Source organism: Jiangella ureilytica, assembly GCF_004348545.1.
GTDB classification, from domain to species: domain Bacteria; phylum Actinomycetota; class Actinomycetes; order Jiangellales; family Jiangellaceae; genus Jiangella; species Jiangella ureilytica.
Map to the genome: position 1 here is coordinate 1 of NZ_SMKL01000069.1, position 23,543 is coordinate 23,543.

At 69.7% G+C, this 23,543-nt stretch carries 19 protein-coding genes; 7 read left to right on the top strand and 12 right to left on the bottom strand.

Features of this window, described 5'->3' with window-relative positions; translation table 11 throughout:
- Both E1212_RS23380 and E1212_RS23385 read right to left on the bottom strand, forming a co-directional pair.
- A partial coding sequence (locus E1212_RS23380; RefSeq protein WP_131986939.1) for a methyltransferase domain-containing protein occupies positions 1-451 on the bottom strand: 451 nt, incomplete at its 3' end.
- Positions 452-456: 5 nt separating this feature from the next.
- Positions 457-1,947 (bottom strand): flavin monoamine oxidase family protein, encoded by a 1,491-nt coding sequence (locus tag E1212_RS23385; RefSeq protein WP_131986941.1) that lies wholly within the window; start codon positions 1,945-1,947, stop codon positions 457-459.
- Positions 1,948-2,018: 71 nt separating this feature from the next.
- Here E1212_RS23385 and E1212_RS23390 point away from each other — a divergent pair, with 71 nt between their 5' ends.
- Positions 2,019-2,678: a PadR family transcriptional regulator gene (locus E1212_RS23390; RefSeq protein ID WP_162605601.1), complete on the top strand. Its 660-nt coding sequence runs from the start codon at positions 2,019-2,021 to the stop codon at positions 2,676-2,678.
- Here E1212_RS23390 and E1212_RS30855 read toward each other — a convergent pair.
- On the bottom strand, positions 2,665-2,790 hold the full coding sequence (locus E1212_RS30855) for a hypothetical protein (RefSeq protein ID WP_275296201.1): 126 nt from the start codon (positions 2,788-2,790) through the stop codon (positions 2,665-2,667). The two genes, E1212_RS23390 and E1212_RS30855, sit on opposite strands and share 14 nt — an antisense overlap.
- 198 nt (positions 2,791-2,988) lie before the next feature.
- On the opposite strand from E1212_RS30855, the gene E1212_RS31210 reads away from it, so the two are divergent.
- Both E1212_RS31210 and E1212_RS30145 read left to right on the top strand, forming a co-directional pair.
- Positions 2,989-3,441, top strand: a complete 453-nt coding sequence (locus E1212_RS31210) for an FAD-dependent oxidoreductase (RefSeq protein WP_420814418.1) — start codon at positions 2,989-2,991, stop codon at positions 3,439-3,441.
- Positions 3,323-4,105 (top strand): FAD-dependent monooxygenase, encoded by a 783-nt coding sequence (locus tag E1212_RS30145; protein ID WP_238992456.1) that lies wholly within the window; start codon positions 3,323-3,325, stop codon positions 4,103-4,105. Before E1212_RS31210 ends, E1212_RS30145 begins: the two co-directional genes overlap by 119 nt.
- 40 nt (positions 4,106-4,145) lie before the next feature.
- On the opposite strand, the gene E1212_RS23400 is transcribed toward E1212_RS30145, so the two are convergent.
- Both E1212_RS23400 and E1212_RS23405 read right to left on the bottom strand, forming a co-directional pair.
- Positions 4,146-5,603 (bottom strand): DJ-1/PfpI family protein, encoded by a 1,458-nt coding sequence (locus E1212_RS23400; RefSeq protein ID WP_131986945.1) that lies wholly within the window; start codon positions 5,601-5,603, stop codon positions 4,146-4,148.
- Positions 5,600-6,577, bottom strand: coding sequence for a GlxA family transcriptional regulator (locus tag E1212_RS23405; protein WP_131986947.1), 978 nt, complete (start codon positions 6,575-6,577; stop codon positions 5,600-5,602). Before E1212_RS23405 ends, E1212_RS23400 begins: the two co-directional genes overlap by 4 nt.
- Before the next feature lie 1,047 nt (positions 6,578-7,624).
- Here E1212_RS23405 and E1212_RS23410 point away from each other — a divergent pair.
- On the top strand, positions 7,625-8,311 hold the full coding sequence (locus E1212_RS23410; protein ID WP_131986949.1) for a hypothetical protein: 687 nt from the start codon (positions 7,625-7,627) through the stop codon (positions 8,309-8,311).
- 204 nt (positions 8,312-8,515) lie between these two features.
- Positions 8,516-9,085: a TetR/AcrR family transcriptional regulator gene (locus E1212_RS23415; protein ID WP_131986951.1), complete on the top strand. Its 570-nt coding sequence runs from the start codon at positions 8,516-8,518 to the stop codon at positions 9,083-9,085.
- 133 nt (positions 9,086-9,218) lie between these two features.
- Here the strand turns inward: E1212_RS23415 and E1212_RS23420 are convergent, their stop codons facing one another.
- The 6 genes from E1212_RS23420 to E1212_RS23445 form a co-directional block, all read right to left on the bottom strand.
- Positions 9,219-9,839 carry a DNA-3-methyladenine glycosylase I gene (locus E1212_RS23420; protein ID WP_131986953.1) on the bottom strand — a complete coding sequence of 207 codons (621 nt, stop codon included), beginning with the start codon at positions 9,837-9,839 and terminating at the stop codon, positions 9,219-9,221.
- 42 nt (positions 9,840-9,881) lie between these two features.
- Positions 9,882-10,169, bottom strand: coding sequence for a YciI family protein (locus tag E1212_RS23425; RefSeq protein ID WP_131986981.1), 288 nt, complete (start codon positions 10,167-10,169; stop codon positions 9,882-9,884).
- A gap of 11 nt (positions 10,170-10,180) precedes the next feature.
- Entirely contained in the window at positions 10,181-10,795 is a 615-nt protein-coding gene (locus tag E1212_RS23430; RefSeq protein WP_131986955.1) for a TetR/AcrR family transcriptional regulator, read from the bottom strand.
- A gap of 69 nt (positions 10,796-10,864) precedes the next feature.
- Positions 10,865-11,497 (bottom strand): oxidoreductase, encoded by a 633-nt coding sequence (locus tag E1212_RS31215; protein ID WP_131986957.1) that lies wholly within the window; start codon positions 11,495-11,497, stop codon positions 10,865-10,867.
- Between the two features lie 623 nt (positions 11,498-12,120).
- Complete coding sequence (locus tag E1212_RS23440) at positions 12,121-12,996, bottom strand: NmrA family NAD(P)-binding protein (RefSeq protein ID WP_162605602.1); 876 nt, start codon at positions 12,994-12,996, stop codon at positions 12,121-12,123.
- Positions 12,997-13,339: 343 nt separating this feature from the next.
- The gene (locus E1212_RS23445; protein WP_131986961.1) at positions 13,340-13,879 is read right to left on the bottom strand and encodes a GNAT family N-acetyltransferase; all 540 of its coding nucleotides are present in this window, start codon (positions 13,877-13,879) and stop codon (positions 13,340-13,342) included.
- A gap of 428 nt (positions 13,880-14,307) precedes the next feature.
- Between E1212_RS23445 and E1212_RS23450 the strand changes: the two genes are divergently transcribed.
- Positions 14,308-17,169 (top strand): AfsR/SARP family transcriptional regulator, encoded by a 2,862-nt coding sequence (locus E1212_RS23450; RefSeq protein WP_238992457.1) that lies wholly within the window; start codon positions 14,308-14,310, stop codon positions 17,167-17,169.
- 241 nt (positions 17,170-17,410) lie between these two features.
- On the opposite strand, the gene E1212_RS23455 is transcribed toward E1212_RS23450, so the two are convergent.
- Entirely contained in the window at positions 17,411-18,658 is a 1,248-nt protein-coding gene (locus E1212_RS23455) for an ROK family transcriptional regulator (protein WP_420814419.1), read from the bottom strand.
- Positions 18,659-18,920: 262 nt separating this feature from the next.
- Here E1212_RS23455 and E1212_RS23460 point away from each other — a divergent pair, with 262 nt between their 5' ends.
- On the top strand, positions 18,921-23,462 hold the full coding sequence (locus E1212_RS23460; protein ID WP_203417133.1) for a 3-keto-alpha-glucoside-1,2-lyase-like domain-containing protein: 4,542 nt from the start codon (positions 18,921-18,923) through the stop codon (positions 23,460-23,462).
- Positions 23,463-23,543: the final 81 nt, after the last annotated feature.

Below are 23,543 nucleotides of genomic sequence, written 5' to 3' on the forward strand. Positions count from 1 at the left end.
GCCCGGTGACGCGGACCAGCTCCGTGACCGCGCGATCGGGCTCGGCCAGGTGCTGCAGCACCCGCTCACAGCGGACGGCGTCGAAGGTGCCGTCGGCGAACGGAAGCTCCGTCACGTCGCCGAGTGCGTACCGGATGCGCGCGCTTTCCGGCGGTGGCGGGTCGTTGCGCAGCCGGCGCCGCGCCTCGTCGATCAGCACCTGCGAGGTGTCGACGGCATGAACCTCGCCTTCGCTGCCGACGGCGACGGCCAGCGACCTGGCCACCTCGCCGAGCCCGCAGCCGGCGTCGAGCACACGCTGGCCCAGCCCCAGGGCCAGCGCCTCCTGGGCGACACGCCGCACCCGCTGGATCGCGTGGTGGCCGGCCGCACGGTCGAGGTAGCCGGTCATCGCGGCCCGCAAGGGGACCGATACGCCGTCGACTCGGGCGAAGGACGTCGCATCGGCCATCGTCCTCACCCTCGTTCGCGGCCAACCGGCTGGGCGTCGGCCGTCAGGATCTCGTCGACGACGCGCTCGGCGGACTCGAGTGCGCCGTTCATCCAGGCGACCCACTGCTGGGCGGTGTGTTCGCCGGCGAAGTGCACGCGGCGCTCCGGGCGTCGCATGGCCGGACGCATCCAGTGCAGATCGCCGGCTGGCGGCGAGCCCCAGCCGCCGCCGGCCCACGGATCCTCCTGCCATGCCTTGTGGGCGACGCCGATGATCTGTGCGTCGATGCCGGGCACGAGTGATCGGAAGAGCTTGCGCATCGCCAGGACTCGTCGTTCGCCTTGGGAGGCGAACTCGAGCGCCTCGGTGTCGAACATGTAGGCGTGCAGCATGCCGCTGGTCGGGTCGGACTGCTGGGAGCTGGTGTTCCATACGCGGCCGGCCATCGTGTCGGTGGCCACGAGGTTGAGTCCGCCCAGCGGGCCGAGCGGGTCGTTCTGCCAGAATCTGCGCCGGGTCTGGAAATAGCAGCGGGCGGCGGCCATGTAGGGCAGCTTGCGGATCGCGGCCAGCTTCTCGGGGGAGAAGCCGGCGTCGAGGTGCACCCGGCGCAGCGGGGCGAACGGCAACGCGCAGACGCACCGATCGGCTCGCAGTTGGTGCAGGCCGGCGCGGTCCTTGTAGCCGATGGTCACACCACGGGGGTCCTGGGCGATCCGCACCACCTCGCTGCGGTACTTGACGCGGCGTCCCAGCGCGGCGGCGATCGCGTAGGGGAGGCGGTCGTTGCCGCCGCTGATGCTCGTGACCCGGTCGCCGGCCGGTAACGACTCGACGGCCAGGCCGGCCGCCGCGTTGACGCGCGCGACTCGGCCGTTCTGTGCGTAGAACCAGTCACGCCACGCCTTCGAGGCACCCTGTGCGGACAGGTAGTCGTCGATCGTCGTGCGGTCGAGCTCGAGTGCCGACGGCACCGAGCCGGGCCAGCCGGGATCAGAGGTGTCACCGAGCTTGAGCATCCCCGACAGCACGTACTGCGGGAAGAGTGCCGCAGGGTCGGGCTGCTCGTGGGAATGCAGCCCGGGGAACGGCCACGGCTCGTCGGCCGGTGGCGCCAGGAACCGCCGGCCGCGCAGGTGAAAGGCGCGTGTGCCGGTCTCATACGGTGTGAGTTCGAGGCCGAACTCCTCGACATACCTGAGCGTGTGCTCATGCGTGTCGAAGATCCGGACCGCGCCCAGCTCGGCGTGCCCGCCGCGCCGGAACGCGTCCCGCACCGTGTGCACGCGCCCGCCCGGCCGGTCCCGCGCCTCGAGCACCGTCACGTCATACCCGCGCTTCGTCAGGGTGTAGGCCGCACCCAGGCCGGCCAGGCCGGCCCCCAGCACGACCACCTTGCGACCGCCCCGCCCCCCTCGTTCCGATGCTGCCGACCGCACCGGCCCGGCGAGCGTCAACGCACCGGCGGCGCCCAGGCCTTGCAGAAACGTCCGCCGGCCGAGTGCATGGGTCATGAGCTCCACTCCTCGTTACTCCAATTTGGACTATGCGCGACGCTACTCCAAACTTGAGTAGTGTCAAGACCGTGACCGCATCCAGGACCCCCCGCCTGACGACGACCTCGTACGCGCTGCTGGGACTTCTCGCCATCCGGCCGTGGACCGCGTACGAACTGACCCAGCAGATGCAGCGCAGCCTGCATTACCTGTGGCCGAGGTCCGAGAGCCTGCTCTATACCGAGCCGAAGAAGCTGGTCGATGCCGGGTTGGCGAGGGTCACCGTCCAGCACCGAGGCGACCGGCCGCGGTCGCTGTACCGCATCACCGCCAGCGGCCGCCGCGCCCTGGAGGCATGGCTCGACACCGAACCGGCTCCGCCGGTCCTCGAGCTGGAGGCGATGCTCCGAGTGATCTACGCCGACCAGGGCGCGCCCGACCAGCTGGCCCGGTCGCTGCGCTCGGCCGCCGCCTGGGCCGACAGCGAACTGGCTCGGGCCCGGCCACAGATCGAGACCTATCTCGACACGGGTGGGCCCTTCCCCGAGCGCCTTCACCTCATCGCGCTCCTCGTAGGTTTCTACGGCGAGCTCTTCGACCTGATACGGCGATTCTTCACCGAGGCCGCGGACCTCGCCGACACCTGGGACGCCACGACCGGTGTCGGGCTCGACGCCGAACTGCGCGGCATGCTCGAACGCACGCTACGTCTGAGTGATCCCGAGAACCCGTCAGTCAGCCGTTCCTGAGCCGGTCGAGTGCATCGATGATGAAGTCGAGCGCGACCTGGAACTCCAGGTCGCGGTCGCATTCGCCGGGGGCGTCATCGTGCGTCACAGCGACGGCAATCTGGGCGGGCATTCGGGCGGATCCGGTCGCTACGGCGGGGTGCTTTCGCCGCAGGCGAAACGTGACCGCCGATCGGCCATGAGGCAAGGCCCCCTCGTGTTGGACGAGTAAGGACCTCGGAAGGTCGCCCCGTTAGCGTCGAGTGCATGTGTTCGGACGAGGATGCGGGTCACGATGCGGTCCTGCGGGCGCTGGTGAGGACGTCGGGTCATGCGTGCTGACGGCGTGCGAGTGCTCGTGGTCGGTGCCGGTATCGCGGGCCTGGCGGCGGCCCGGACGCTGCGCGCCTGGGGTGCCCAGGTCGAGATCGTCGAGCAGGCATCCCGCGTGACGACCCGAGGGTCCGGGTTGTTCCTGCCTGCGAACGGCGTCCGCGCGCTCGACCTGATGGGTCTCGGCGACCCGGTACGGACGCGAGCGGTCCAGGTCGAGGGGCAGCGGGTGTCTGACCATCGCGGCAGACGGTTGTTCGAGCTCGAACTGGCCGACGTCTGGGGCGACGTCGGGCCGTGCCTGGCGCTGACGCGGCCCGCAGCTGCACGAGGTGTTGCTGGCCGGTGCCAAGGACGTGCCCATCCGGTGGGGTACGGGACCGGAGCGAATCGTCGACGGTCTGAACGACGTCGAGGTCACCTTCACCGATGGGTCCTCGAGTGGGTATGACCTCGTCATCGGTGCCGATGGTGCCTACTCGACGGTGCGCCAGCTCGTGTTCGACGACTGGCCGGCACAACCGATCGGCGCGTTCGCGTGGCGTTTCCTCGCCGCCTCGGACGCCGCGCCGCCGGTGTGGTCGCTCATGCTCGGCGGCGGGTCGGCGTTCCTGACCATTCCGGTGGGCGCCGGGCGGGTCTACTGCTACTGCGACGGACCGCCGTCGGCCGTCGACAAGTCGATGCGCCAGCTACTGGCGGGCTATGCCGAACCGGTGCCCACCCTGTTGCGTGGCATCGACGCTGCCGGTACGGACGGCGTGGTGCACGGCGGGCGATTGCTGGAGGTCGCGATGCCGTCGTGGTTGCGCGGCACCGTCCTCCTGGTGGGTGACGCCGCCCATGCGACGTCGCCGAACATGGCGCAGGGCGCCGCGATGGCGCTGGAGGACGCCGTCGTTCTCGCCGAGTCGCTCGCCGCCTCGCCGACGCTGGCCGACGGACTCCGGGCCTACGAGCTGCGCCGCCGGCCGAGGACGAACTGGGTCTTGGCACAGACACGCCGCCGCGACAAGCTGCGCCGACTGCCCCCGCTCGCCCGCAATGCGGTGCTGCGGCGGTGGGGAAGACACACGTTCATCGCCGGCCACCGACCGCTACGGGACCAGCCGTGAACGGCGGTCCGGCCGCGAGCGCGACGGCCGGACAGCGCCGTCATCCGGGTCGATCGCCGCCGGCGCCGACGTGACGGCTGCGGCCATCCGCCGCGACGCTGGCGGCGCCGCGACCACTACCGCGCAGCCTGCGGACGATCCGGGGCACGACGGTCACCGCAACGATTCCGGTGGCGACCGAGAGCGCCAACGCGACGACGAAGAGAACTGTGGGCCGCCAGGGCCAGTCTGGACCGTCCAGCTGCAGGTGGTCGACGGGGTACTCGGTGAACTTCGCGGCCGTGCGGGCCGTCGCCACGTCGGCGCGGGAGGCGAGGTCTCGCAGCACGGGATCGATGCCGGACTCGTGGCCGTGGCGACCCTGGTGGGGCAGCTCCACGGTCAGGTGTCGCTCGGCGGCCCAGCGCGTCAGGGGCCGGCCGACATCGTCGGCGTGCTCGACGCCGGGCACGACCAAACGGTCGATTGCCGGGCTGTCCCCGTCGGCAAGCTGGGGAATCAGGACGACGCCATGGCGGGTGGTGACCCATCGCCGCCCTGCGAGCGGGACCGTGCGTGCTGCGGACGATGTGGCTGAGTACAGCTCGAAGGCCGCCGCGACCTCCGTCTCTCCGACCTCGTCGACGAGGCCGACTCCGATGGTCGGGCGGCCCCAGGGAAAGGCCGCGTTGAGCGCATAGGGAAGGTCGCCGATCGCCAGCCGGTGCCGTCCGATGGCCGTCGTGCCGCTCATCGACCAGCCTGGGTAGGAGACCTCGCTTCCGATCCGTTCCGCCTCCGCGGGTCCGGCCAGTTGTTCGACCAGGCGCAGCGCCCCGATGACTCCGGAGGTCACACCGGCAGTTGTGGTGATCGGCCCGTCTTGCACATAGCGCTCGCCCGTCACCCAGGTCGCGTCCGGATAGGCCTTCTGGAGCGCCCCCACGCGGAACCAGAACGAGGTGGCCGTCCGGCCGTTGAGAATGCCGGCGGCGGCAAGGACGTGGGCACCCGAGCAGACCCCGAGGATGCGTGTGCCACGCCGTGCCTGCTGGGCCACCCACTCCCGCAGCGGCAGCTCGGCATCGCCGGCCGGCTCGGCCAACGCGGGCACGACCACCACGTCGGGCCGGAGCGCCGGGTCGGCCGTGACGGTGTCGAAGGTGTGATGGGGGAGGACCGGCAGGCCGCCGGTGAGGGCCACGGGTTGGCGTCGTTCGGCGACCGTGTACACCTGAAACGCGGAGGAGCGGGCGAAGACCTCGTACGGCGCCAGCACGTCGGTCACGACCGAGCCGCTGGTTCCCAGCACCACAGCCACCGTGATGCGGCCGGCCTGCGGCGCCGGCGGCGTGGGCCAGCCGGTTGTGGGCGGGGTCAGCTCGGTCAGACCGTGGCTCTGGCGCATGGTCGTCGTCACACCGGCGATCACCGTCGTCGCCATGACGGCGGCGGCGATGCCGACGACCAGGACGATGTGGATACCGACGCGGACGGCGCGAGGGAGGGAACGGGTCACGATGCCACCGTCTCCCCACGCGCCAGCGACGGCGGTCGGCCGTACCGGGCGGCGAACAGGCGCCGGAAGTGTCGCGGGTCTCCGAAGCCGCAGCGCGCCGCCACCGCGTCGACGGTCAGATCGGTCTCCGCGAGCAGCGTCGCGGCCAGATCGAGACGCAGCTCCTCGTGGTACATGCGCGGTGTCATGCCGATGGTGGTACGGAAGGCTCGGCTGAGGCCACGCGGTGAGAGATGAGCCACGGACGCGAGATCCTCGAGGGTGTGGTGGCGGTCCAGGTGCTGGGCGAGGTGCTCCTGGACCCGGTGGACCGCGGTGTGAAGGTGCGCTCGATGCCGCAGGAACGCGCTGAGCTGCTCCCGTGAACCCGACCGGCGGACGTAGACGACCAGCTGACGGGCGACCGCGGCGGTGACGGCGGGCCCGTGGTCGCGCTCGACCAGCGACAGTGCGAGATCGATGCCGGTCGCGAAGCCGGCACTCGTGCTGACCGGACCGTCGTGCACGTACAGCACGGCGTCCTGCACATCTGCTGCGGGGTACCGCCGCCGCATCGCGTCGATCAGCGACCAGTGCGTGGTACACCGGCGACCGTCGAGCAGACCGGCCTCGCCGAGCGCCGCCGCCCCGGTGCAGACCGACGCGAAGCGTGCGCCGCTGGCGCGTGCTGCCCGTAACCAGTCCACGACCGCGGCGGACACGATCGGGTGGCCGGATTCGGGCGGATGCAGCTGGGGACCCGGGATCAGGACGAGGTCGCCCGCCGCCACTGCGCGCAGAGCGCCCAGGTCGGCGAGGCGAAGGCCCTGTGCTGACGTCACCGCGGGCTGGGCGGCCACGTACTCGATGCGATAGTCGCCGCCTCGATGGTTCGCAGCGTCGAAAACCTGCACCGGACCGCCCAGGTCCAGCAGGTTCACCTCCGGCAGCACCAGGACGACGACCGCGCGGCTGCTGGATCCTCCACCGTTCACAGCCGTTCAGCCTAGGCCGCTCAGCCGTCGCCGCGGCAGGGCCGAGCGGGCCGTGCACCGGACGGATCCGGCACTGCGGGCGTTCGATGCCGCGTCGATGAGGGCGGGGACCGGAGCTGCTACGACATCGCACCTGACTCGGAGGGATGACCGATCCAGACATGACGATGCTGACGAGGACAAGGGTCCCGGAAGGAATCGCTCGTACGGTCGCTCGGGAAGCGGGCGGTATTTTTGCGGCGGCCAGCCGGGCGGAAGGAGGGATCACGATGCAGCGATCGCTGAACCTCTGGAGGGCCGCCACATCGCGACGCGAGGATGTTCGCGCACACGGAGGGATCATTCGCACGGAATTCCACGGCGGTATCACCCACGCGCACGAAGCCGAGTCACCACCATGCCGTCATGGTGCGCGCGCTTGACGAGCAGACGATCCGGTCCGTCGACCTCGGAGCCGACGGGCCGGCGACGGACTGACGTTCACGATCGCCGGGATGCGCCGGTCGACGCCGATCGAACTGGTCGGGCGGCGACCGGGGCTCGCGGCGCCGTCGCCACGGACGTCCGAGGCTGCCGCCGGGCCGTCCGCTACTCAGTGAGATGACTAACCCGCCGACGGCATCGATAAGGATCTCGGAAGGTTGCCGTCCTACCGTGAGCCCCATCTGCGCGGCGGTCGCATGGTCGCCGCAGGCGTCGGCCACTCTCTCGTGGAAGGACGAAGTATGGAGGACGAGGTATCGGCGACGGTGGAGACGTCCACCTCGCGAGGGGCGCTGCTGGCTGGCGGCGTGGGGCTCGAGGCTTCGGCCCTCGCCGCGGCGACTGTGGCACGGATGGGGACGCCCGGAGCGGTACGGACAGCCTGGCGCACGGCGGGGCACTCCACACGGAAGCTCATGGCGGGATCACGCACGCGTACGACGAGCTCATCCACCCACCACGCCGTGATGGTGCACGCGCTTGACGAACAGACGATCCGGTCCGTCGACACCGGCCCCGAGACCGATGCGGCGGCGTGATGCGGTTCGTCGGAGAGGAGTCGTCGTGATTCTGCGCAAGTTCGCTGCGGCGCTGGTCGCGCTGGCGGCCGGCGCGGCGGCGCTGACCCACCTCGGCACCGCGCAGGCCGCGGACGGCGCCGGGCTTCGGCCGGGCGATGTGATCTGCACGGATCGCGCGTACGCGGACACCTTCGTCTGGGCCTACGGGCACGCGACGAACAAGGTGCCGGTCATCTGGACGGTACGGGCCTCGCCGACCCCCGACGGACCCGAGGTCGACGTCCTGCGCCGTACTGAGTGGGAACTCAAGACGGTGCGCGTCGGATCGACGCAGAACGGTCCCGCCTACTACCGGGCGTGCCTGGCCAACAAGACCGACAAGACGGTCTACGACTACAAGCTGTCGTTCTACGCGAACCCCAGCCCGGCCGCAGTCAACGGGATCGGCGCTCACAGGGCCACCCTCGGTCCCGGCGGCCGCGCCTGCGGCGAGTGGGTCGGTGGATGGGCCACCCCGAGGGTCGAACTGGTCGGCAGGTCCGATGTCGCTGTGCGGTACTCGATTCGTGCGAGTGACGGCGACGCCAATGTCCTGCGCGAGGTCGTGCTCGAGACCGCGGCGAACGTCAACCGTGTGCTCGCTCCGGCACCGACCGAGAGCTACGAGGTGTGCGTCACCAACACGTCGCCGACGCGGGCGTCGGTGGAGTGGGACCTGATCCGCCCGTGAGTCACGACCACGGGTGACGCGACTCCGCCCGGGCCGGTGCCCCGATCCGCCACCGGCCCGGGCGGACCGCTGCGGCGGCGCGCGCCGGGCGGACGCGACCTCGAGATGGCGAAAGGCACTCAGTTGGCTGCGGTCGCACTACCTCGAATCGCAAACTGGTGCACGACTGCCAAGGGTGGCAAGCGGGGTAGCATGTAGAGCGAGATGACCAACTCAGTGACACGTCCCGGCAAGCGTGAGCGGCTGATCGGCAGCGCCGGCGACCTCATGTACCGGCAGGGGGTGCAGCGGACCACGCTGGCTCAGATCGCCGCTCACGCCGATGTCCCGGCAGGGAACGTCTATTACTACTTCAAGACCTTCGACGATCTTGTCGAGGCGGTGATCGACGACCGCCAGACTACGATTCGCGACACGCTGGCGAAACTCGACCGACGCCGCAGCCCGAAGGCGAAGCTCAAGGGCCTGGCCGAAGAATGGACCGATTCCGCCGACCTTGTCGCCGTCAACGGGTGCCCCATCGGCAGCCTGGCTTCGGAGCTCAACAAGTCGCATGACCAGCCCGCGGAGCGAGCTGCGGATCTCCTGCGCACTGTACTCGACTTCATGGAGCTGCAGTTCCGGGAGCTCGGACGACGCGACGCGGCAGCGCTGTCGGTGACCATGATGTCCCGCATCCAGGGCGCCGCGCTCCTCGCCAACACGTTCGGCGACCCCGCCTTGCTGAAGGCGGAAGTGCGTCGCATCGAGCGGTGGCTGGACGAGCTGTCCTGATCGCTGCCACCGCGGTCCCTGTCTGTGCCAGCGAACACCAGGTCGGTTCTGCACCGGACCGTTCTGCGTGAATGGGCCAGGTCGGTCTTGGCTAGCCGAGTCGCTGGGTCGTCATGATCGCCCGCGGTGCGGGTCACAACGGGCGCTGGTGTTGGGTGCGGCGGTCGATGCGGGCTCGTTCGACATCAGGTCGGATGACACACTCGTGGAGATGGTCGTTGATCAATCCCATGGCTTGCATGAAGGCGTAGACGGTCGTGGGCCCGACGAACTTCCAGCCGCGCTTCTTGAGCTCCTTCGACAGCGCGATGGACTCGGCCGATGTCGATGCGGCCTGCGGGGCCGCGCGGTTCTGGGCGTCGGGTTCGTAGCGCCAGACGAACGCGGCCAGCGAATCCTCCCGCTCGACGAGCTCGAGCGCGCGGCCTGCATTGTTGACCACCGCTTCGATCTTGCCGCGATGGCGGACGATTCCCGGGTTCTGGAGCAGGCGATCGACGTCGTGGTCGGTGAATCGTGCGATCTGTTCGATGTCGAAGTCGTGGAACGCGGTGCGGAAGTCGTCTCGCTTGGCGAGAATGGTGCGCCAGCTCAGGCCCGATTGGAAACCTTCCAGGCTGAGTTTCTCGAACAGTCTGCGGTCGTCGCGGACCGGGAAGCCCCATTCGGTGTCGTGGTAGCCGAGGAATTCCGGGGTTGCACCGGCCCAGCCGCATCGTGGTTCGCCGTCAGGTCCCAGGAACGTCGTACTCATCGATCTCGAATCCTTATGTCTTGTGGAGGCGGCACTGGCCGCTCAGCCGAGCAGGAACTCCAGCCGCTTGTCGGTCCTGGCCGGCGCGATCTCGAGGATCTCCGCCTTGACGACGTCTTCGGCGACGAACGGGTCCTCGTCGACCCTGCGCTTCAGGTGCGGCAACGACGTGTTGTGCGCGACGATCGCCCCGCCCAGACCGGGCCGAATGCTGCCGGCCAGCAGAAAGACACCGTCCTCGAAGCCACGTCGGATCCAGGCGTTGTGGTCGTCGATGAACTGGCCCGCGCGGCTTCGATGATCAGAGAACCTGAGCAGTACGGTGAACATTCGTTTCTCGCTCATGATCGGTTGTGGGACTCGTCCGTGTCGGGTGTGCCACGTTCGGCGTCGTCGGTGTAGGAGCTCAGCCATTCGCACATCTTCGTCACCTCGTGCGCGATGAAGTCCTCGTCGCGGAAGGCGTTGGCCACGGCTGCCACTCCCTGGCTCATGGCGAGCAGGTGCATCGCCAGCGCGTCGGCGTCGGCCCCACGTCCGAGCAGCGTGAACTGCCGACGGAGCCAGCTCCGATAGAGAGTGAAGAGCGCGGTGGCATCGCGTTGTGAGGTGTGGTCCAGCTTGGCCAGCTCAGTGGTCAGCGTCCCGACCGGGCAGCCATATAGCGCGATGTCGGCCCGGTTCGCGAACCACATGTGGATGAAGCTGCGGATGCGGTCGGCGGGTTGCTCTGCGTCCGCCTCCCACTGCTCGAGCAGCTCCTGGGTCTGCTTCAAACGGGTCTTGATCACCGCGTCGAGGATTTCGTCCTTGGACCTGAAGTGGTAGTAGAAGTTGCCGCGGGAGATCTGCACGACGTCGGCGATGTCGGAGAACGTCGTGTGCTCGTAACCATGCCGATAGAACAACTGATCCGCAGCATCGACGATGTGCTCACGAGTCGCAGCGTTGCCCATGTGGCGCCTCCCGGAAATCGTGGCCCGCGCCGTCAGGACGCTGGAGGGTAGTCGCTTCGAAAGGTCGGATCATCGGTGCATCCGGTCTGCCCCACCGTGGAACGCGATGGTCGACGGCCGCCACCTTCCCGTCCCGATCGATGCTCCAGCGTCCACGTCGGCGTCATGTCGCCCTCGAGCACGTGCAGGTAAGCCAGGCGCCATCGGCCGAGCTCGCGTACCACGTGCTCGACGTGTGCGTGTGGAGCCGCATACGCTTCCGGACGGTCCCGCCGCAGCGGTCGGTGCGATGGTTTGCTGCCGTCGCGGAGGAACTGATCGATCAGTAGCCGTTGCCGCCATGGACCTGCACGCCGTCGAACCCTGCGTCTGGCCATCGACGAGGCATGCCGGAATGGGGCCGCGATGCCGGTGATCTCGTCGGCATCGAGTGAGCGCGGTGTCCCGCATCCCACTGTGGAACAGCTTCAGGAAGATCCGGCCGCCAGTCGAATGCACCGCGTCGGTCACTCGAAGCCGGCCCTCGGCCTGCGCATCGGTGTGAACCCTGGCGTGAACGGATACCCGACCGTCCGCCGACTCGTGCGTCGATTCGGCGATGATCAGCCCAGCACGGGCGCGTTGCTGGTAGTAGATCACCGTCAAGGGCGACACGACGCCGTCCTCATCGGCTCGGTTGCTGGTCATCGGCGCCATCACCATCGGTCGGTCATTGCCACGCCGCCAAGCCGGAGCGGATCGAACAGGTCTGCGCACGCGACTGCCTCCAGCGGCAGAGGATCACACCACTATGGGTAGGACGGGCGTCCTAGAACGACGACTCTAGGACGGGCGTCCTACGCCCGTCAAGGCCAGTGCTGCGAGGCCGGCTGGAGCAGTTCGCCGACGGACCATTGTCGAAGGCGTAGGTGCCGTACGTAGTCGCGAGCACCTGGCCGCCGGGGGCGATCGGGATGTCGGCGGCGGTGGCCGGCAGAGAGTGGTTGGTGCTTGCGGATGGCTCGTCTGATGGCCGGGTGCCGCGCGCGTGGGTCGAGCACGGCTCGTGGCGACGACTCGACCACGAACTCTCGATGCAGCGACGATCGAGCGCAGGTGGGGTGGCAGTGGGTGCAGCCGGCGCAGCGCCTGAACTGCAGGTGCACGAGGCGGGTCGGGGCGTGGGCCCTCGCCCGACGTGGTGTGGGAAGGACGCGGGACGGCAGTAGCGAGTTAGATGACCGACTATGCTGCCCGAGAATCGAGGACAGCGTCGTATGGATGTCTCCTGATCTGGCTTCACGTGATGCCGCGCGTCGCCACCTCGCCGGGCGTCCCGGAACCGCCTATCGGCGCCAGGCCGCTGCTGCGCCGACGGCGAACTCGGCGAAGCTCCTCGGCGGCCGTCCGGTGACGTCGAGGATGTCGTCGTTGAGCACACCTTGCGCGCCTGAGCTGAACGCGTGGACGTAGACCTGGCTGTTGTGCTCGGCGGTCTCTGGTGGCGCGCCGGCGGCGAGGAGCGCGTCGCGGATGGGTGTGCGGTCGGTCTCGACGTATCTGATCCGGCGTCCCGCGGCCCACGAGATGTGCTCAGCGACTTCCGTCAGGGTCAGTGGTTCCGGGCCCGCCGGGGCGTACGCCTTGCCCTGGTACCCGTCCTCGGTCAGGGCGATGGCCGCAATCGCTGCGACATCCTCGGTCGACACGTAGCTGACGACGCCGTCGCCGCCCGGCGCGGCAATCTCGTCGCGTTCTCGGATGCCCTCGACCAACGCCTCGCGCCACCTCAGTCCCTCGGAGAAGTTCTGCATGAACGCGACCGGCCGCACCAAGGTGTGCGGCACACCGGAGGTCTCGAGGGCCAGTTCGATGCGGCGCAGAGGGTTCTCCGGCGGCGCCTGGCCGACGCCGTACGGGGACAGCAACACGATCTTCTCGACCCCCGCCTCGGCGGCTCCGTCCAGGAGCGCGCCGACGTAGTCGGCGTGCGCCGCTTGCGGGACGGGGCCGGCGACCAGGAACATCGCGTCCACGCCCTTGCGTGCGGCCTCGTAGGTGCTCTCGTCGGTCCAGTCGAAGCGAACCGGCTCGATGCCGGTGCGCGCCGGGAGCAACGACCGGCTGGCGGCGCGGACGGTCGCGCCCCGCCGCAAGAGCAGCGGGATCAGGCGCCGCCCGACCTTGCCGGTCGCCCCGGTGACCAGAACGGCTGCGCTCACGTTCGCCTCCAAGTATGAGTCAAGTGAGTTAGTTGACTAAGTAAAGCGAGGCTACCACGCGAGGCGCGTGTGCTGCCGAAGGTGACGCGTCGCCGGGCCGAGCCGGTGAGGCTTCTGCATGCCGCGTCCGGCCGTCACGACGAGCTTCGCTCCCGGTGGCGCCATGTGCGGGGTCGGCCTGGTCAACGGCGCGCACACCCCGTGATCGCGCTGCGTGGGGAGATCGTCACCGTGCGGACCCTGCTCGGCTGGGGTGGCAGCAGTGAACTGGACCGCGCCGCACTGCAGGAGCACGCCTCGTGAGTGGGTGCGCGACGATGATCGCCGGCGCGCGCAGCCCGGCTCAGGCGGCAGCGTCGAGTCGTAGCTCCATGAAGAGCATGAAGGACTCGAGGCCGGACAGGCCGGCTTCGGGGTTGTCGAACATCGGCATGTCACGGAAGCCGAGCGACCGGTACAGGGCATGGGCCTCGGTCATGAACGGCGCGGTCTCCAGGCGCGCCACCTGATAGCCGATGGTGTCCGCCTCGGCCAGCAGCCGCTCGAGGATGGCCCGCCCGATGCCCTGTCCGCGCGCGTGGGGGCGCACGTACATGCGCTTGATCTCGGCCACGACGGAGTCGACGGGCTTAAGCGCGCCGATCCCGGCGATCTCGGCGCCGGCCCGCGCGACGAGGATGCGTCCCCGTGGGCTCAGCAGCTGCGGCAGCTCCTGGGTGAACTCGCGGTGATGTAAGGCGAGCGAGGCGTCGAGATCGTCGAACACCACTCCGAGGTCGGCCGTGAAGCGTTCGGCGACCCAGGCCAGGTACTCCAGCATGATCTCGCCGGTGACGGGTTCCACCCGCGCGGGTGGCCCGTCGAGCTGCACGATCTCCGCCATGGATCCCCCGGCGACGGCGCTCTACTCGAATATGTACCATCTGGACACTACTCCAGAATGGAGTAGTAGTGTCAAGGCGGTGACCGTTCCCAGATCGCGAACTACCTCGACACCGGCGACCCGTTCCCCGAGCGGCTGCACCTCATCGCGATCGTCGCGGGCTTCTACGGTGAGCTGTTCGACCTGATGCGCCGCTACCTCGGCGACGCCGCTGACCTGGTCGAGACCTGGGACGCCACGACCCGGGCCGAGGCCGACGCACCCTGCGCGACCTGCTCGAACAGACCCTGCGACGCACCGAGACGGCTGGCACGCCCGACTCGGACGGCGACCGACTCGTTGCGGAGCTCGGATCTCCGTCAGCCACCATGGCATTGACGAGCCGTTGTCTTGGTGAGTTAACTGACTTAACGCTACTCCGGCGAGCGATGGGGGAGGAGAGCGTGGAAGGTGTGGAGTTCCGGGTCCTGGGGTCGGTCGATGCTCTGCACGAGGGGTCTCGCCTCCGACTGGGCGGACCACGGCACCGCAGGCTGCTCGCCGTCCTCCTGGTGCATGCCGGCGAGGTCGTGCCCACCGACCGTCTCATCGATGCGTTGTGGGGGTCGTCGGTCCCGCGGTCCGCACCTCAGATGGTGCACGTTCGTGTGTCGGAGCTGCGGGCCGCGTTGCGGGCGGGGCAGCCTGAGTTGCTCACGCAGGGGGGCGGCTACCTGCTTCGCGTCGATGACGACTCGCTGGACGCCCGGCGGTTCGAACGACTCGCCGCCGACGGCTCGCACGCGCTGGCGGACGGCGACGCGGCCCGGGCACGTGCGCAGCTCGCGCTCGGGCTGGCGCTGTGGCGTGGAGCGGCGCTGGCGGAGTTCGCCGACGAGCCGTTCGCCCGCGCCGAGGCCGTTCGTCTGACCGAGCTCCGGCACCAGGCGGTCGAGAACCGGATCGCCGCCGACCTCCAGCTCGGCCGGCACGCGGGCGTGGTGGCGGAGCTGGAGACACTGGTCGCGGAGCATCCGTTGCGTGAACGGTTCTGGGCCCAGCTCATGGTGGCCCTCTACCGCGCGGGACGCCAGGGTGAGGCACTCGAGGCCTACCACACCGTCCGCCGGCTGACGGCCGACCAGCTGGGCGTCGAGCCGGGCGCTGAGCTCCGACGGATACAGGCCGCCATCCTCAGGCACGATCCTGAGCTCGAGCCTCGGCCGACGGCGGCTCGGCGGATCGCGGGCAATCTCCCGTCAGCTCTGACCAGCTTCGTCGGCCGGCGGCGCGATGTCGTCGCCATCCGTGGTCTGCTGCGCACGCGACGCCTTGTCACCCTCGCCGGCGTCGGCGGGGCGGGCAAGAGCCGGCTGGCGGTCGAGGTCGCGTCCGCGTGCCGGTCCGACTTCCGGCACGGGACGTGGCTGGTCGAGCTGGCCTCAGTGCCGCAGCCGAACCTGGTGCCGTCGGCGATCGCGACGACGCTGGGGATCCGCGAGCACGCGCGCCGTCCGCTGCTCGACATCATCGTCGACTACCTGGCGACGACCGAGGCGCTGCTCGTGCTGGACGGCTGCGAGCACGTGCTCGACGAGGTCGCCCGTGTCGCCGAGCGGTTGCTCGAACGCTGCCCGGATCTGCGGATCATCGTCACGAGCAGGGAGCGGCTCGGCATCACCGGCGAGGCCGTCCGGCGCGTGGGCGGCCTGGGCGTGCCGCCGGCAGGTGTCACCGGTGTGCGGGCCGTTGTCCGGGCCGACGCCGTCCGGCTGCTGGTCGAGCGGGTGAGAGCGGTTCAGCCCGACTTCGAGGTCACGGCCGCCGTGACGGGTCGCCTCGCCGATATCTGCCGCCGCCTGGACGGTCTCCCGCTTGCCCTCGAACTCGCCGCGGCCAGCATCAGTGCCTGGGGCGTCGACCAGACGGCCGGCGGCGTCCATCAGCCGTTCCAACTGCTCACGCGCGGGAGTCGAACCGCGCCTGCCCGCCATCGTTCGCTGCGGGCCGTGGTCGACTGGAGCTACCGACTGCTCGACCATCGCCAACGGGCGCTGTTCGATCGTCTATCGGTGTTCGTCGGCGGGTTCACCGTCGACGCTGCGGTGGCGGTGAGCGTCGACGTCGCCGACGGCGAGGCGGGCGTGCTCGACGGGCTGGCGCGGCTCGTGGACAAGTCGCTGGTGGTGATCGACCGGACCGACCCGGCCACCACGCGCTACAGCATGCTGGAGACCCTGCGCGCGTACGCGGCAGAACGGTTGGTCGCGTCCGGTGCCGCGGCAGCGGTTCGGACCCGCCACGCGGCCTACACTCTGCAGCTGGTCAGATCCGCCCGCGGGCAGCTGCACGGCAGGGCGCGGGCGATGTGGCTGCGCCGGGTGGCGGCAGAGACCGGGAACCTGCGCGCGGCCCTGGCGTGGTCGATCGATCAGCGCGACGCGGCGACCGCCGTCCGGCTGGCCGGACTGCTGTACCCCGTCTGGGAGCGCAACGGCCTCTACCACGAAGGGCGGCGCTGGCTTGAGCGTGCGCTGGCCATGGAGGCTCCCGTCGTGCCGGCGATCCGGGCGCTCGCGCTGGAGAGCCAGGCGGGGCTCGCGGCGATCCAGGGCGATCTGGCCGCCGCGACCCGAGCCGTCGACGAGGCCGTTGCGTTGAGCCGGCAGGTGGGAGACCGCGTCGGCGTGGCGCGCGCGATGACCACCGCCGGGCTGATCGCGATCTACACAGACGACCTCGACCGCGCGGTCACGATCCTGGACGAGGCGCTGAGGCACGCCGAGGGACGCCGCGGCGGCCGATGGCCGGCCGGATACGCCCTGCTCTACCTGGCCTACGTGGCGACCGCACGGGAGGAGTACGAGCAGGCGAGGAAGCTGCTCGAGGAGTGCGAGTCGCACCTGCGGGCAGTGGGCGAGCTGGACGGCCTCGCCCGGGCGTTGATGGTGCGTGCCGTCATCACCTGGCGCACAGGCGACCAGGCGGAGGCCGCGGAGCTGCTGCGGCAGGGGCTGCACCACTACGAGGGGCTGAGTCACTGCTGGGTGCTGGCCCTCGGTCTGGGAATCGCGGCGGAGCTCTACAGCACCCGGGGAGACCACGAGCGCGCGATCGCCCTGCTGAGCGCCTCGCAGGCGTTGCGTGATCCGCTCGGCGTGCCTTTGATGCCCCTCCTGGCGGCCTCCGCGGACCTCGTCACGGCGCGGGCGGGCGCGGCTCTCGAGGCGTCGGCAACCGAACGGGCGCGACGGGCCGGCCGCTCCGCGCCGGCGGACAGAGTGCTCGCGGACGCCGTGCGAGATCTCTGAGCGACCTGAGCCCGGCGACTGCCCCATCGGGCCGGGCTCGGCGTCAGCCGCGGCCGATGTCGGAGCGGTTGGCGGTGACCTGGATGTCTTGTGCTTCCTGGCGGGTCAGCAGGCCGTCGGCTCGCATTGCTGGACCAGGGCTCGCACCGCGCGTACCAATGCGCCGTGGTCGTCGAAGGGCGCTGTCGCGGCGACCTCGTCGAGGGCCTGGGGCCGGCCGAGTAACGCCCGAGTGCTGTCGTCACAGCTGCTCAGCCGGCGACGGCGCCGTATAGACGTCCAGCAGCCGTCGCTCGGCATCGGCGAGGGCGAGCCGCACAGCGCCGAGTGCGACCGCGTCGTCGCCGAGCTGGGAGAGTTCCAGCCGGGGCGTCACGAGCGCACGCCGACCCAGATGCCGCCGCATGCTCGCCAGCACCGCGTCGCCGGCCAGGGCGACGCTGCCACCGATGATGACCAGCTCCGGGTCGATCGCGGACACAAAGGAGGCGAGCCCTCGCGACAGCCGAGCGCAGGCCTCGTCCACCGCCTGAAGGGCCCGGGCATCGCCGTCGGCCGCCGCGGTGAGGACGGCGGCCGCGTCTGCGCCTTCGTCGAAGCCGAGGCTGCGTGCTCGGCGCAGGATCCATGCGGTTCCGGCCGCGGACTCGAGCGGGCCGAGCCCGTCGGGCTGGACACCTTGCGGTTCCTCCTCCAGTTCGAGGAAGCCGATCTCTCCGGCCGCTCCGTGAGCGCCGCGGTGCAACTGCCCGTGCACCAGCACGGCCGCACCGACCCGGGCACCCCATTGCACGAGGATCAGGTTCTCGGCAGCACTGCCGACGCCGTTCCATCGTTCGGCCATCACGGCGAGGTTGACGTCGTTCTCGACCTGGACGGGACACTCGACGCTGCGCCGGAACAGCCCGCCCAACTCCAGCGAGTTCCATCCGGGTATCGACGGTGCCTGCACGACGGCGCCCCTCTGCTCGTCCACGATGCCGGGCGTTCCGATGCCTACCGCCGCGAGCGCGGACAACGGGACGGGTACCGCGTCGAGCGCCTGGCTCATCGTCGACGTCACCTGCTCGAGCAGCTGGGCATGGGTGGTCGCGTCGGTCACGTCACGACGGACGCGAGACGCGACGGTTCCGCTGAGATCGGCGACAGCGCAGTAGATCTTGTGCGGTCCCACGTCGATCCCCAGCACATATCTCGCGTCGGCGCGGAAACGCAGCACCCGGGCCGGCCGGCCCATGCGAGGCAGGTCGACCTCGGGCGCCTCGGTCTCCTCGACCCACCCGTCGGCCATGAGCGTCGACACCGCGGCACTGACCGTGGGACGGGACAGGCCGGTCGCTCGGATGAGGTCCGTCACGCGTGCCGTGCCCGCGGCACGGATGGCGGAGAGCACAGCGGCGCAGTTCATGAGCCGCAGCACCTGGGGCCCGCTGCCATGTCCGATTTGAGTCACTAGTACCCCTTGACACAGACGATCCCGCACCAACATAGTGATCGTCAACATAGTTAGGGAGGTTTCCTTACTAAGTATAGATGGTGGTCTTCGCCGCTGTCAGATGTGGCCGCGACTGCGTCTGCTCTCGACCGGGACTCGCCCCGTGTCGCACGGCCGCCGAAGGCGCGGCAGCCGGCCACCCGAAGTCAGGCTCTGCTTGCCGGCACCTGCAGGGCGCTACTCACCTGATTCCCTCCGCAGTAGATCAACACGGCGTTCATTCAGGTCACACCGGTCCCTTCCCCGGGAGGAAGCCATGTTGGGCAAGCGATCCGCATCGTTACTGTCGTTCCTGGCGCTGCTGATGTCCGTACTGGTCAGCGCGCCGGCCACCGCGCAGATCGTCGAGGCTCCGGCCGACACCGCGAGCACGTTCGCGGAGCTCTCCGCGGCCGACCAGTTCGAGAAGGTGCTGGTGGCACCGGGCATCTCCCAGCCGATGTCCATGGACATCGCCGACGACGGCCGCGTCTACATGACCAGCCGCGACGGCGTCATCCGCGTGTATCACCCGGACACCGGGCAGGTGAGCGTGGTCGCGGAGCTGGACGTGTTCGACGACCACCCGCTGCCGCCGAACCCCGACTTCCAGGGGTCGAAGAACCAGGAGGGCGGCCTGCTGGGCCTGGCCCTCGACCCGGACTTCGCGACGAACGGCTGGGTGTACGTGTACTACACCACCCGCGCCGAGAACGCGCACTACCTCTCCCGGTTCGCCGTGGAGGACGACCAGCTCGACGTCGCGTCCGAGATCGTCATGCTGAAGGTGCCGTACAACAAGACGCACTGCTGCCACGTCGCCGGGGACGTCGACTTCGACTCCGCCGGCAACCTCTACCTGAGCACCGGTGACGAGTCGCCGCCGGACCTCAACGAGCAGTACTCGCCGCTCGACAGCCGCCCGACGCACTGGTACAACGACGACCGCCGGACGTCGGGCAACACGAACGACCTGCGCGGCAAGGTCCTGCGGATCACCCCGCAGCCCGACGGCACGTACACGATCCCGGACGGCAACCTCTTCACCGGCGACGAGGAGGGCGGCGGCAAGACCCGGCCGGAGATCTTCGCGATGGGGTTCCGCAACCCGTTCCGCATCTCACTGGACCCCGCGACCGACCGGCTGCACATCGGCAACTACGGGCCGGACCGGCTGGGCGAGTGGACCGAGCGCGGGCCCTGGGGCTTCGACCAGTACATGGCCACGTCCGAGGCGGCCAACTTCGGCTACCCGTTCTGCATCGGGAACAACTACCCGTACCGCCCATGGGACTACGCGACCAACCAGCCGCTCGGCGACTTCTACGATTGCCAGAACGGCCCGGTCAACGACTCACCGAACAACACCGGTCTCGACCAGCTCCCACCGGTGACGCCGGCGACGATCTACTACCCGCGCAGCTGGGCGAACTGGCCGGAGACCTGGGTCGGCTGGCCGGCGCAGGAGCTCAACCCGATCCCCGAGCCGTTCCTGAACATGGGCTCCGGCGCGGGCGGGCCGATGTCGGGCCCGGTGTACCGCTACGACGCGAGCCTGCAGTCCGACACCAAGTTCCCCGAGCACTATGACGGACGCTGGTTCCTGCTCGACTTCCACCGCGGTCACGTGAAGACCGTCGAGCTGGACGAGAACGAGGACGTCGTCGCCATCGACGACTTCATGCCCGGCCAGACCTGGTCCGGCCTGATGGACGGCGAGTTCGGCCCGGACGGCTCGCTGTATGTGCTGGAGGGCGGCTCGTTCGGGAACAGCCCGAACGCCGGCCTGTACCGGGTCGACCACGTCAGCGGCAGCGAGCCCGGTACCTGTGAGACCGACGAGTTCGCCGGCACCGAGCTCGACCGCGAGCGCTGGTCGACGATCGTGCGCGAGAACCCGGAGGGGTACCGGCAGGTCGACGGCGCCCTCGAGATCGACATGCTGCAGGGCGACATGATCAGCAACCACCTGAGCGGCAACATCAACACCACCGCGCAGAACCTGATCATGGCCCCGGTGCCGGACGGGAACTGGGTCGCGGAGGCCACCGTCGAGCTGCCGGCCGGTGTCACCAACCACGACCAGGCCGGGTTCGTCATCTACGAGGACGACCAGAACTTCACCAAGGCGGCCTACTTCCCGCCCTACGGCGGCGCGGCCGACGGCCGGTTCGAGTACCTGTACCACGAGAACGGTGAGATCCGCTTCCAAGGCGGCGTCGACAATCCGACGGTCGCCGCCGCGCCGCTGACCCTGCAGCTGCGGCTCACCGGCGACGGCGAGAACGTGCGCGCCGCCTATTCGCGCGACGGCGAGACCTGGATCAACGTGGGGCGGCCGGCGCCGATCTCGAACTACGAGGCGCCCACGTTCGGCTTCTTCGCCGCCCACGGCCCGGCGGAGATCGAGAACCCGCTGACCGCGTCCTTCTCCGACTTCTCGCTGTGCGTCCCGGAGGAGCCCGCGTGCGCCGCGCCGACGGTGGACGACGGGTACCGCCCGCTGTGGGACGGTGCCACGCTGACCGGCTGGAACCAGGCCGGTCCGGGTGGGTTCGCGGTCGTCCCGGACGGGGAGCGGCCCGGCTCGTGCGCCCTGGAGTCGGTCGGCGATCCGGCCGGCCTGGGGATGCTGTGGCACGAGGAGGAGTTCGAGTCCTACCGGCTGCACGTCGACTTCAAGGCCGTGGCCGAGGACGACAACTCCGGCGTGTTCATCGGGTTCCCCGACCCCGGCGACGACCCGTGGGTCGCGGTGCGCCAGGGCTACGAGATCCAGATCGACGACACCGGCGGCTCCCCTGGTGCCGCGGACAGCTCCAAGACCGGTTCGATCTACACCTTCCAGGCGCCGACGTCGTTCCCGACGGTCGCCGGTGAATGGAACGAGATGGAGATCGAGGTCGACGACCCGATGATCCGGGTGTGGATCAACGACGTCCTGGTCAACGAGTTCCACAACCACGACCCCGCACGCGACCTCGCCTCCGGTTTCGTCGGGATCCAGAACAACCGCGTCTCCGACAACGTGTTCTTCCGCGACATCTGGATCAAGGAGCTCGGCGACACCCAGTGCCCCGAGCCGGAGACGCCGCCGGCGGGCTTCGTGCCGCTGTACGACGGCCGGACGCTGGACGGCTGGACCATGGCCGGTCCCGGCGGTTTCGAGATCGACGAGTGCGGGCTGCTCGAGCCGTACGGCGGCATGGGCCTGCTCTGGTACGACCGGCAGACGTTTGCCGACTACGTGATGCGGGTCGACTTCCGGGTCCAGGCGCCGACGGACAACTCCGGCGTGTTCCTCCGCTTCCCCGACCCGCAGGGTGACGCCGGCCGGCCGGTGAACGAGGGCCACGAGGTGCAGATCTACGACGCCACCGACAACCCGATGACCCGAACCGGCGCGATCTACAATTTCGCACCGGCCGAGCCACTGGCCACGAACCCGATCGGTGAGTGGAACACGATGGAGATCGAGGTGATCGGCCAGGAGTACCGCGTCACCCTCAACGATGTCGAGGTCACCACGTTCACCGGCGACGGCAGCCGTCCCCTGGAGGGCTACGTCGGCCTGCAGAACCACTCGTCGGGCCAGGCGGCCGGTGAGAGCGTGGAGTTCCGCAACGTCTGGATCAAGGAGATCGAGGACGAGCTGACGGTCGACGCCTCGGTGTCGCCGGCCGAGCCCGACGGCGCCGGCGGCTGGTACGTCTCACCGGTCACCCTCACGCTCGAGTCCAACGACCCGGACGCGGAACTGCTCTGGCGGCCGCGGACGGACGAGACCCAGTGGCGCACGTGGACCGAGCCGGTGGTGTTCGACGCCGACGGCGTCTACAACATCGACTACAAGGCGGTGCTGCCCGGCGACGGCGGCGGGGAGCCGATCGAGAAGGAGATCCTCGTCGGGTCCGGCGGCTTCGGGTTCAGCGAGACCGACTTCAGCGTGCGGCAGGGCGACACCGTCAAGTTCCAGTACGTCCCGGGCTATGCGCACGACGTCGTCGTCACCGACGAGAGCGGCGAGGTGCTGGCATCTCGTCCCCTCGGCGACGACTGGGAGGACGACCCGTTCTTCTTCGAGGCGACCGAGGTGGGCACGTACTACGTCTACTGCACGCCGCACTCGAACCGGCCCGACCCGGCCGATCCCACGACGTGGGCCGGGATGGTGGCGACGTTCGAGGTGACGCCGTCGGGCGGTGAGCCGCCGGTGGAGACCGGGATCGAAGAGATCGAGTTCCTGATCGACGGCACGGGCCCGGCCACCGCGGCCGCCCTCGCCGGCGAGCAGGCCGGCGACGTCTACACCGGCCCGGTGACGGTGACCCTGAACGCCCAGGACGCCACCTCCGGTGTCGCCGAGACGCAGTACCGGCCGGCCGGCGCGGAGGAGCCGGTGGTCTACGCCGAGCCGATCACCGTCACCGAGCCCGGCGACCACGCCGTCGAGTTCCGGTCGGTGGACGTGGCCGGCAACGTCGAGGACTGGCGGACGGTCGAGTTCACCATCGGCGACGGCGACCCGGGCAACTGTCCGGACCCGGACCCGCGGGAGACCGTCATGATCGGCGAGGAGGACACCGGCGTGCCCAGCTACGCGCTCGACGACGGGTGCACGGTCAACGACCTCATCCTCGACGAGGACGACTGGAACAGTCACGGAGCCTTCATGCGCCATGTCGGCGAGGTGACCGATCGACTGGTGACTGACGGCGTGCTCAGCGGCAGGGAACGAGGCGCCATCGTCCGCACCGCCGCGCGCAGCGACATCGGCAAACCGGCAGCGTCGAGCCGGATGTCGTGGTCCATGTCCTGAACACCGCTGACAACCCTCGTCCGGCGCCGGTCCGCCACCCGCGGACCGGCGCCGGACGGGGGCCATTCAGCCCTCGAACCT